This window comes from Lysobacter sp. CA196 (assembly GCF_052078695.1).
Lineage (GTDB): Bacteria > Pseudomonadota > Gammaproteobacteria > Xanthomonadales > Xanthomonadaceae > Lysobacter.
The window spans coordinates 1-9,714 of the sequence record NZ_JBQJIN010000053.1 but is presented as its reverse complement, the minus strand read 5'-3'; the positions used below and the strand labels follow the sequence as shown (position 1 = coordinate 9,714).

General features: G+C 67.3%; 8 protein-coding genes. 3 read left to right on the top strand and 5 right to left on the bottom strand.

Annotated features, from left to right (window positions below):
• Nucleotides 1-431 precede the first annotated feature (431 nt).
• The 4 genes from ACTOWK_RS23280 to ACTOWK_RS23265 all read right to left on the bottom strand — a co-directional run bounded on the left by ACTOWK_RS23280 (nucleotide 432) and on the right by ACTOWK_RS23265 (nucleotide 4,365).
• Nucleotides 432-1,196: a 2OG-Fe dioxygenase family protein gene (locus ACTOWK_RS23280; RefSeq protein ID WP_441332455.1), complete on the bottom strand. Its 765-nt coding sequence runs from the start codon at nucleotides 1,194-1,196 to the stop codon at nucleotides 432-434.
• Between the two features lie 44 nt (nucleotides 1,197-1,240).
• Nucleotides 1,241-1,636: an MAPEG family protein gene (locus ACTOWK_RS23275; protein WP_441332454.1), complete on the bottom strand. Its 396-nt coding sequence runs from the start codon at nucleotides 1,634-1,636 to the stop codon at nucleotides 1,241-1,243.
• Between the two features lie 122 nt (nucleotides 1,637-1,758).
• A complete protein-coding gene (locus ACTOWK_RS23270; RefSeq protein ID WP_441332453.1) occupies nucleotides 1,759-3,525 on the bottom strand; it encodes a M28 family metallopeptidase in 1,767 nt (588 codons plus the stop codon).
• 171 nt (nucleotides 3,526-3,696) lie between these two features.
• Entirely contained in the window at nucleotides 3,697-4,365 is a 669-nt protein-coding gene (locus ACTOWK_RS23265) for a hypothetical protein (protein WP_441332452.1), read from the bottom strand.
• A 251-nt stretch (nucleotides 4,366-4,616) separates the two neighbouring features.
• Here ACTOWK_RS23265 and gpmI point away from each other — a divergent pair, with 251 nt between their 5' ends.
• From gpmI to ACTOWK_RS23250, 3 genes are all read left to right on the top strand, one after another.
• Nucleotides 4,617-6,152 (top strand): 2,3-bisphosphoglycerate-independent phosphoglycerate mutase, encoded by a 1,536-nt coding sequence (gene gpmI / locus ACTOWK_RS23260; protein ID WP_441332451.1) that lies wholly within the window; start codon nucleotides 4,617-4,619, stop codon nucleotides 6,150-6,152.
• Complete coding sequence (locus ACTOWK_RS23255; RefSeq protein ID WP_441332450.1) at nucleotides 6,152-7,453, top strand: murein hydrolase activator EnvC family protein; 1,302 nt, start codon at nucleotides 6,152-6,154, stop codon at nucleotides 7,451-7,453. The genes gpmI and ACTOWK_RS23255 overlap by 1 nt, the downstream gene beginning before the upstream one ends.
• A gap of 110 nt (nucleotides 7,454-7,563) precedes the next feature.
• Entirely contained in the window at nucleotides 7,564-9,147 is a 1,584-nt protein-coding gene (locus tag ACTOWK_RS23250) for a S41 family peptidase (protein ID WP_441332449.1), read from the top strand.
• Nucleotides 9,148-9,263: 116 nt separating this feature from the next.
• On the opposite strand, the gene ACTOWK_RS23245 is transcribed toward ACTOWK_RS23250, so the two are convergent.
• Complete coding sequence (locus tag ACTOWK_RS23245) at nucleotides 9,264-9,581, bottom strand: DUF1820 family protein (protein WP_031371311.1); 318 nt, start codon at nucleotides 9,579-9,581, stop codon at nucleotides 9,264-9,266.
• Between the last annotated feature and the right edge of the window lie 133 nt (nucleotides 9,582-9,714).

The following is a 9,714-nucleotide window of genomic DNA, read 5'->3' as shown; positions in this document are numbered from 1 at the left end:
TCTCGCGGCGTATCGCTCACGCAAGATCAATATCAAACACCAAAGCAGAGCTTCCGTCCGCTAACGCGGCCGGGTTACTTTCTTTTGCTGGCCCAAAAGTCCCACAGGGAGTTCCTTCGGTCAAAGCCAACCAAAGAAAAGGGCTCTTCTTGCAAGGGCACAAGCCCGCACGAGCGATGCATACGCAGGGATGCTCCAGACAGGCCATCCATGGCCGTGCTTGTGCACGGCCCGCATCCTTGCGGGCCGCCCTTCGGGTCTTCCTTTGACCGGCAAAGCAACAAAGCTGCAAAGCAGATCAAAATCTAGGCAAAGGCAAAGGCAATCCTTGCCGGCTGAACCGAGGCACGGCAATCCAGCCTGCTTTCGAAAAGCAGGAGCATCCGGATGTATCGAGTGCTTCAGCGTTTGAACACGCCGGTCGCGAAGAGTCAGGCGTCCGAATTTGCCGCATCAGCGATGGCGCCTACCGCCCGGAACGTCACTACCAGCACGTCGCGATGCGCTTCGCGCGAGGGGTCTTGCGGGGTTACCGCGGTGACCCCGTGAAATACGCGGGCGTCGTCGACCAGCGCGGCGTCGAGTGGCGCGGTCAGGGTGAAGCTGCCTAGCAAACTGCCGTCGGCGCTATGGATGGTGGTCGTGCCGCTGACGATATTGTGGCGATCGATCAGCAGCACCAGCACATAATCGACGCCGTCGCGGTGCACGCCTTCGGGCGTGGGTTGGCCCTCTTCGTCGCTGCGGGCTTCGATGCGGAACTGATGCAGTTCGATGTGCCAGCCCGGCACTTGCGGCGCCAACAGACCGAAGAAATCGCGGCAGAAACCAAGCACGGTCGCCAGGGTCGAGCTGTCAGCGACGTCGTCGCGTACCGGTTCGAACCAGCGTTCGATGTCGCCCTGCAGGACGTTGTAATTCAGGCTCTGGTAGTGGGGCTGATGCGGCTGGCGCGCGATCGCGCCGCCGCGATCGGCGCGGAACACGGCATGGCGACGGCGGCGATGGCGGCCGACGCTGGCGAGGTAAGTGTCCGGCGCGAGGTCGTTCCAGCTGTCGGCGAACGCGGCCCAATCCTGCAGGGCACCGTGCCGCTGCAGATGCGTGCGCATGTCCTCGCCGGCGACGAAACGGAAACCGTCGCGGCGCAGGGCGTCGGCGAAATCCTGGTGCTCGGAACTCGGTGCCGGGTTCATGCCTGACTCTGGAAGGTAAGAGCGAACGAGCTTGCGGCGGACGATCAGACCGCGGCCAAGGCGGCCTGCACGAGCAGGGCGACCGCGCAGCCGAAGCCGATCACCCAGGCCAGGCTGCGCAAAGCGGCTTTGCGGGTCAGATAGAACACACCGTGCAAAACGCGACAGACGATGAAGACGACCGACAGGCTGGCGATCACGCCGGTGTCGACGCCGGCCATCTGCGCGCCGAGTACGCCGGCTGCGAACGGTGCGAAGGCCTCGAAAGCGTTGAGGTGAGCGGCATAGGCCGCTTGGCAGCGCGGATCGTCCTGGCGGGTTTGCCAGCCGCGCGGATCGCGGTTGTCGTAGCGCTGGCCAGTGCCCTTGGCGACGGCGGCCCAAAGATAAGGCAGCAGTGCAGCGATCAGCAGACACCAATAGGCGATGGTCATGGACATGCGCGTTCCTTCATAGCCGCGGTCGCGGCCTGCAAAGCCTAGCGGAAAAAACGACGGCGCCCAGGGGCGCCGTCGTCGGATCGCTTTGCGGTCGCAGGCGAGCGACCGGTTTGCCCCGCAGCTTACTTGGCCGGAGCGGCCATCAACGTGTCGTGCGCGGCGCGGAAGGCGTTGCCTTCGTACCAGTTCGGCCACTGCTCGTTGCCGGCCAGCACCTTGCCCACGCCGTACAGCGCGTCGAGGTCCTGGACCACGCCGTCGAGCTTCCAGTTCGGGTCGAACTGGTCGGCCGGTTTGTGATAGCGGTGATCGCGGTAGTCGACCTGGGCCTTCTGCCCGGCTTCGGTGCCGCCTTCGAGCAGGTCGTCGCCGCCCTTGGCGTACAGCGCGGGCACGCCGGCCTTGGCGAAGTTGAAGTGATCGGAGCGGAAGTAGAAGCCGTCCTGCGGGGTGGCTTCGGCGTGCAGCACGCGGCCCTGGCCGTCGGCGATGGTCTTGAGGATGTCTTCGAGCTCGGAGCTGCCGTAGCCGACCACGGTGAAGTCCTTGGCCTTGCCGATGATCGGCATGGCGTCGAGATTGATCACCGCGACGGTCTTGTTGAGCGGGACGGTCGGATGGGCGACGTAGTACTTGGAACCCAGCAGGCCCGACTCTTCCAGCGTCACCGAGACGAACAGCAGCGAACGGTCCGGCGGCGGGGTCTGCTTGCTGAAGGCTTCGGCGATTTCGAGGATGCCGGCCACGCCGGAGGCGTTGTCGATCGCGCCGTTGTAGATCGTGTCGGCGCCGCCGGCCTTGCCGTCGCCGGCGCCGTGGCCTTCGTGGCCGCCTTCGCCGGTGTGGTTGCCGAGGTGATCCCAGTGCGCCATGTAGACGATGGCTTCGTCGGGACGCTTGGCGCCGTCGAGGCGGGCGATCACGTTACGCGAGGATTTCTCGCTGATCTTGCTCTTCAGGTCGACCGAGGCCTTGGCCTGCAGCGGGATCGCCTTGAAGCCGCGCTTACCGGCGGCCTTGTAGAGCGCGTCGAGGTTCTGGCCGAGGTCGCCGAGCAGCTTGCGTGCGCTGTCGCCGGTGATCCAGCCCTGCACCGGCAGGCGCGGTTCGGGATCGTCCTTGGCCGGCAGGTCGAACTGCGCGCCGGACCAGGAATTCTTGACCACGTCCCAACCGTAGGAGGCACCGGCGTCGTCGTGGACGATCAGTGCGGCGGCCGCGCCCTGGCGGGCGGCTTCCTCGAACTTGTAGGTCCAGCGGCCGTAGTAGGTCATGCGCCGGCCTTCGAACAGGGTCGCGTCCTGGCTGTGGAAGCCCGGGTCGTTGACCAGGATCACCACGGTCTTGCCTTTGACGTCGACGCCGGCATAGTCGTTCCACTTCTGCTCGGGCGCGTTGACGCCGTAGCCGACGAACACCAGCTCGCTGGCGTCGAGCTTGACCTCGGCCTGGCCGGTGCGGGTGCCGACGACCATGTCGCTGCCGAACTTGAGTTCGCGCGGCCGGCCTTTGACGTCGAGCTTGAGCGAGGTGGTTTCGTCGGCGGTGGTCTCGACCATCGGCACGGTCTGGAAGTAACTGTCGCCGTTGCCCGGCTTCAGGCCGAGGCGCTTGAACTGCGCTTCCAGGTACTGGACGGTCTTTTCTTCGCCGGCGCTGCCGGGCGCACGGCCCTCGAATTCGTCAGAGGCCAGGACCTTGACGTGCTGGGCGAAGTCGGCGGCGTTGATCGCGCCGTCGAAGGCGTGATCGGAGGCGGTGCTCGGCGTGGCGGCCGGGGCATCGGTCGGAGCCTTCGCGTCCGGCGTTTCGGCCGGCTTGTTGCAGGCCGACAACACCAGGGCGGCGGCCACCAGCGAGGTGGCGGTGAGGAGCGGGGTACGGGACATCAGACCTCCAGGAGCGGCCGGTGGGCCGGGGGTGGGGGAGGTCCATTCTAGGGGCAACGTCCGGGGGGTGTTGTCCCGTGCGTGGCCGCTCGCACCGCGGCCGGTGCAACCCTGCTTTAGATCCGGCCCGCTCCGGTCGATCGGAACGGGCCGGGGACGCTGGGCTGGCGCTTACTCGGCCGGCGGCTTCGGCGTGTTGTAGGCGATCGCGGTGGCGCCGCGGATCGAGCCGGTCTTGGCGCTGGCATGAACGTAGAGGGTGACTTCGCGTTCGAACACCAACGGGCCGTCGACGCGTGCGTTCGGGCCGATCACCACGCGCGGGTTGCGCGGCTTGAACTGAATGCCGATGCCGGTGGGCTTGGTGTAGTGGATGCCGCCGCTGACGTGCGAGTCGACGCCGACGGTGACGTCGCCGTTGACGGTTTCGATGCCGCCGGTAACGTCGGTGTCGACCAGGCCGATCGCACCGTTGACGGTCTCGACGTCGCCGCGCACGGTACCGCCGCGATCGACGAAGATCCCGCCGTTGACGGTTTCCAGGCCGGCATTGGCGGTGACGTGGCTGCCGACACGGATGCTGCCGTTGACCGTTTCCAGGCCACCGGTCTGGCTGCGCTCGCCGACGCTGATGCTGCCGTTGACGGTTTCGGCGTCGGCCACGCGGGCGTTGTTGCCGATCTTGATGCTGCCGTTGACGGTTTCCAGCGTGCCCTGGCGTTCGCCGGAGCCGACGGTGATGCTGCCGTTGACCTTGCTGATGCCTTCGTCGGCGAACGCCAACGGCGAGGACATGGCGATCAGGACCGAGAGGCTGAGAGTGAGGCGGGTGCGCGTCATGGCGTGTTCCGTTGTTTAGTGGACGATGACTGAGATGCGGGCAACGCTCGAACGGTTTACGTCCCGGAAGGAAAATCCTGCATCGGCCGTGGCCGGGCGTTGAAGATCAAGCACTTGCCGGATCTGCCCGGAACCGGACTGCGCTCGATCCGCGCTCGTGCGGCCGTTGTTCGGGGCTTCATGCCCCGCTTCGCTACAATCGCAGGACCCGCCCGCGGCGGCCCCTGCCCCAAGTCATAGGAACTCCCGACGTGTCAGCGCCTTCCCGCCCCAAGCCCGTAGTGTTGTTGATCCTGGACGGTTGGGGCCATCGCGACGATCCCGCCGACAACGCCCTGGCCCAGGCGACCCTGCCGAACTGGCATGCGCTGCTCGCGAGCGAGCCGCACACCCTGATCCACACCGAAGGTCGCCACGTCGGTCTGCCGGACGGGCAGATGGGCAATTCCGAAGTCGGCCACATGAATCTCGGCGCCGGCCGCATCGTCTACCAGGACCTGACCCGCGTCGATGCGGCGATCGAGGACGGCAGCTTCTATGCCAACGACGAACTGCGCGCGGCCTGCGCCGCGGCGCAGGCGAACGGCGCCACCCTGCACGTGATGGGCCTGCTGTCGCCGGGCGGCGTGCACAGCCACGAGCGGCACATCTTCGCCATGCTCGAACTGGCGCGTCGCGAAGGCGTGGCCCGGGTCGCCGTGCACGCCTTCCTCGACGGCCGCGACATGCCGCCGAAGTCGGCCGCGCCGAGCCTGGAGCGCCTGCAGCAAACGTGCGAGCGCGTCGGCAATGCGCATATCGCTTCGATCAGCGGCCGCTATTACGCGATGGACCGCGATCAGCGCTGGGACCGCCAACTGCGGGCCTGGAACGCGATCGTCGATGCCGCCAGCGAACATCGCGCTGCGAGCGCGCTCGAAGGCCTCGAGGCTGCGTATGCGCGCGGCGAGACCGATGAGTTCGTTGCCCCCACGGTGATCGGTGCAAGCGCGGCGATGGCCGACGGCGACGCGGTGGTGTTCATGAATTTCCGTGCCGATCGCGCCCGTCAGCTGACCGCGGCCTTCGTCGATCCCGCGTTCTCCGGCTATGAGGCGCGCCGGCCGAAGCTGTCGCGCTTCGTTTGCCTGACCGAGTACGACGCCAGGCTGCCGGCGCCGGTCGCGTTCGGTCCGGACGACCTGCACAACACCTTCGGCGAACTGCTGGCCGCGAACGGCCTGACCCAGTTGCGCATCGCCGAGACCGAGAAGTATGCGCACGTGACCTTCTTCTTCAGCGGCGGCCGCGAAGAACCGTATGCCGGCGAGAGCCGCATCCTGATCCCGAGCCCAAAGGTCGCGACCTACGACCTGCAGCCGGAGATGAGCTGTCCCGAGCTGACCGAGAAGCTGGTCGCCTCGATCCGCTCCGGCGCCATCGACGTGGCGGTGTGCAACATCGCCAATCCCGACATGGTCGGCCACACCGGCGACCTCGGTGCGGCGATCAAGGCTGCCGAAGCGGTCGATCAGGCGATCGGCGCGGTCGCCGCGGCGGTACGCGAAGTCGGCGGCGCGTTGTTGATCACCGCCGACCACGGCAACCTGGAAATGATGCGCGACCCGGAAACCGGACAGCCGCATACCGCGCATACGGTCGGCCCGGTGCCCTTTGTTTATGTCGGCTCGCGCAAGACCGGCCTGCGCAGCGGTGGCGCCCTGCGCGATGTCGCCCCGACCATGCTCGATCTGCTCGGCCTGGCGCAACCGGCCGAAATGACCGGGCAGAGCCTGCTGGAGCGCTGATGCCCACTCTGCGCAATCTGCGCGCGTGGGGTTTGCCGGCGCTGGCGACGATCGCGTTCGCTGCGGCGTCGCTGCTGGTGCCTGCGTCGAATGCGCAGGCGGCGGCGCAGAACAGCAGCCGCGAGACCGAACGCAAGCTCGAGAAGATCAAGACCGAGTTGAAGTCGGTCGCCGCCGAGCGCCGCCAGCTCGAAGGCCAGCGTGGCGACGCTTCGCAGCAACTGCGCGCGGCCGACGAACAGGTCGGCCACTCCAACCGCGCCCTGCGCGAGATCGAAACAAGGCTCGCACGCGAGCAGGCCGCATTGAAGGATCTGCAGACGCGTCGCGATGAGCTCAACGGCAAGCTCGGTTCGCAACGACGCGAGCTCGCGCGTCTGCTGCGCGCGGCCTACGCGCAAGGCAACGATGCGCCGTTGAAATTGCTGCTGTCGCAGGACAAGGTCGCCGACAGCGGCCGCATCCTCACCTATCACGGTTACGTCCAGCGCGACCGCGCACGCCGCATCGTCGAACTCAATAACCAACTGCGCGAGCTCGATGCGGTCGAGCGCGAAATCGTCGAACGCCGGGTCACCCTCGACAGCACCCGCAAACAACAGCGCAACCAGTTGGGCCAGCTCGAGAAAGACCGCAAGGCGCGTGCGGCCCTGGTCGCGCAGATCAACGAGAAGTACCAGGACCGCAGCACCCGCGAACGCGAGCTCGGCCGCGACGCCAAGGGCCTGGAGCAATTGCTGACGAAGCTGCGCGCGGCCGCCGCCCGCGCCGAGGCGCAACGCCGCGCCGCCGCCAAGGCCAAGGCCGAACGCGAAGCGCGCGAAGCGAAAGCCGCGGCCACCGCGGCGGCTTCGGGCAAACCCGCGCGCACGAGCACGCCGCGCAAGCCGGCGGTCGCGGTCGCCAGTGCGCCGCCGCCGCAGGTCGGCGGTTTGGGCTGGCCGGTGTCGGGCGCCTTGCTCGCCGGATTCGGCGGCACCATGCCCGACGGCCGCAGCAGCGAGGGCCTGTTGATCGGCGCCGCCGCCGGCAGCACGGTCAAGGCGGTCAGCGACGGCACCGTGGTCTATTCGGAATGGATGACCGGCTACGGCCTGCTGTTGATCATCGACCACGGCAACGGCTACATGAGCCTGTACGCGAACAACGACGCCCTGCTCAAGGACGCCGGCGCCACGGTCAGGAAAGGCGAGGGCGTCGCCACGGTCGGCAGCTCCGGCGGACATGGCCGCCCGGCCCTGTATTTCGAGCTGCGTCGCGGCGGTCAGCCGGTCAATCCGAACACTTGGTTGCGACGCTGATCGCGCATTTAACAAAAGCTTGCAAACGCGCCGATTAACGTGCGCAGATAGCCGCTCGAACCTTGGCCGCCGGGCGCGGTCCAACCGGTATCCGTCTCGGAGCTTCGTGCATGTCCCTGCGTCATCCCTTGCGTAGTCTGCTTCCGCTCGCACTCGCGTTCGGCGCCGCTCCGGCCTTGTCGCAGGAGGCGCCTGCGCAGCAGCCACCGGTGCAGCAGGCGCCCGAGAAACCGGCTTCCGACAAGAAGGTTCCCGACAAGCAGGCTTCCGACAAGCACGCCGCCGAACAACCGGCCGCGGACGAACCCGCGGCGCAGCCGCCGACGCCGGATGCAGCACCGGCCAAGGACCAGGCGGTTCCGCCGGCGCAGGCGCCGAGCAAGGACGCACCCGGGCAGAAAGCGCCCGAGCAAACGCCGACGCAGGACCAGCCCGCCCAGGACAAACCCGCCGACAAAGCGGCCGTCGCCAAGGGCAAGAAGGGCGACGACGCCAGCGATTCGAAAGTGCCGATCGAAGAAATTCGCCGTTATGTCGCGGTCTACAACGCGGTCAAGCAGGCCTATGTCGAGCCGGTCGACGACGCCAAGCTGATGCATTCGGCGATCCGCGGCCTGTTGTTCGATCTCGACCCGCACAGCGTCTATCTCGACAAGGTTGCGGCCGAGGATTTCGACGAGCAGTCGCGCGGCGCCTACGACGGCATCGGCGTGGAACTGCAGCGCCAGCCCGACGGCAGCTTGCGGGTGATCTCGCCGATCGACGACACGCCGGCCGCGCGCGCCGGCATCAAGGCCGGCGACCTGATCACCGCGATCGACGGCAAGCCGTTCAAGGTCGACGAAGGCGACAGCTCCGGTCCCTTGCGCGGCCCGCCCGGCAGCAAGGTGGTGCTGACCATCGTGCGCGAAGGCCGCGACAAGCCCTTCGACGTCACCGTCGCGCGCGAGACCATCCGCGTCGCCAGCGTCAAAGGCCGCATGCTCGAACCCGGTTACGGCTATGTGCGGGTCAGCGCGTTCCAGGCCGACACTGCGGCCGATTTCGAAAGCCAGCTAGAGAAGCTCAAGACCCAGGCCGGCGGCAAACTGCGCGGCTTGGTGATCGACCTGCGCAGCAATCCGGGCGGTCTGTTGACCTCGGCGGTGCAGATCGCCGACGACTTGCTCGAAAAGGGCAAGATCGTCAGCACCCGCGGCCGCATCGCGATCAGCGACGCCGAGTTCGGCGCGACCCCGGGCGACCGTCTCGACGGCGCGCCGGTGGTGGTGTTGGTCGATGCCGGTTCGGCCAGTGCCTCGGAAGTGCTGGCCGGCGCCTTGCGCGACAACGGCCGCGCCCGCGTGGTCGGCAGCCGCACTTTCGGCAAGGGCTCGGTGCAGACCGTGCTGCCGCTCGACAACGGCGACTCGGTCAAGCTGACCACCGCCCGTTACTACACGCCGAGCGGCAAATCGATCCAGGCCTTGGGCATCATCCCCGACGTGCTGCTGCGTGCGGCCAAGAGCGAGGACGACAAGCGCCCGAGCTACTACAGCGAAGCGACCTTGCCCGGTCATCTGCATGGCGACGAAGAGGACGCGCCCGGCACCAACGCCGGCGAAGTGCTCGAAGGCGATGCGCCGATCGCCTCGGCCCTGGCCGAACTCAAGAAACCGGTCGCGACCGCGGCCGGCGCTGGCGTGCGTCGCTGAAGCAGGCGTCGCCGATCGCGGCGCGCGCAACGCCACGCACAAACGAAGAACCCGGCCACTGGCCGGGTTCTTCGTTTGTGATGCCGCAAACCGTGGCGGACGTTCGCCGGCCTCGCTCAGCGCGGTTTGGCCGGCAGCGGGAACGGCGTCACCACTTTCTCGCCAGTGGTGGCGTCGCGGATCGCCGACTGGCCTTTGCGCTCGACTTCCTCGATCCGCACGATGCTTTGCATCGGCAGATGCAGCACGCGCGTGCTGCCGAACTCATCGCGCAGCCGCTCTTCGGTCGGATCGACCACCAGGCCTTCGTGCAAGTCGAAGACCAACTCGCTGACCTCGGTGAACCCCCACAGATTGCCCGAGGCGATCTTGCGCGCGTACAGCTCGTAGATCTTGCCGGCGTTGAGGAAGGTGACTTTGTAGAGGGTGGCCATGGCGGTTCGGGACTCGGGACTCGGGACTCGGGACTCGGGACTCGGGACTCGGGACTCGGGACTCGGGACTCGGGACTCGGGACTCGGGACTCGGGACTCGGGACTCGGGACTCGGGACTCGGGACTCGGGACT

Excerpts from the sequence above, each read along its gene's own strand:
- ACTOWK_RS23280 (WP_441332455.1), bottom strand. The coding sequence starts at position 1,196 with ATGAACCCGGCACCGAGTTCCGAGCACCAGGATTTCGCCGACGCCCTG.
- ACTOWK_RS23250 (WP_441332449.1), top strand. The coding sequence starts at position 7,564 with ATGTCCCTGCGTCATCCCTTGCGTAGTCTGCTTCCGCTCGCACTCGCG.
- ACTOWK_RS23270 (WP_441332453.1), bottom strand. The coding sequence starts at position 3,525 with ATGTCCCGTACCCCGCTCCTCACCGCCACCTCGCTGGTGGCCGCCGCC.
- ACTOWK_RS23255 (WP_441332450.1), top strand. The coding sequence starts at position 6,152 with ATGCCCACTCTGCGCAATCTGCGCGCGTGGGGTTTGCCGGCGCTGGCG.
- ACTOWK_RS23275 (WP_441332454.1), bottom strand. The coding sequence starts at position 1,636 with ATGTCCATGACCATCGCCTATTGGTGTCTGCTGATCGCTGCACTGCTG.
- ACTOWK_RS23265 (WP_441332452.1), bottom strand. The coding sequence starts at position 4,365 with ATGACGCGCACCCGCCTCACTCTCAGCCTCTCGGTCCTGATCGCCATG.
- ACTOWK_RS23245 (WP_031371311.1), bottom strand. The coding sequence starts at position 9,581 with ATGGCCACCCTCTACAAAGTCACCTTCCTCAACGCCGGCAAGATCTAC.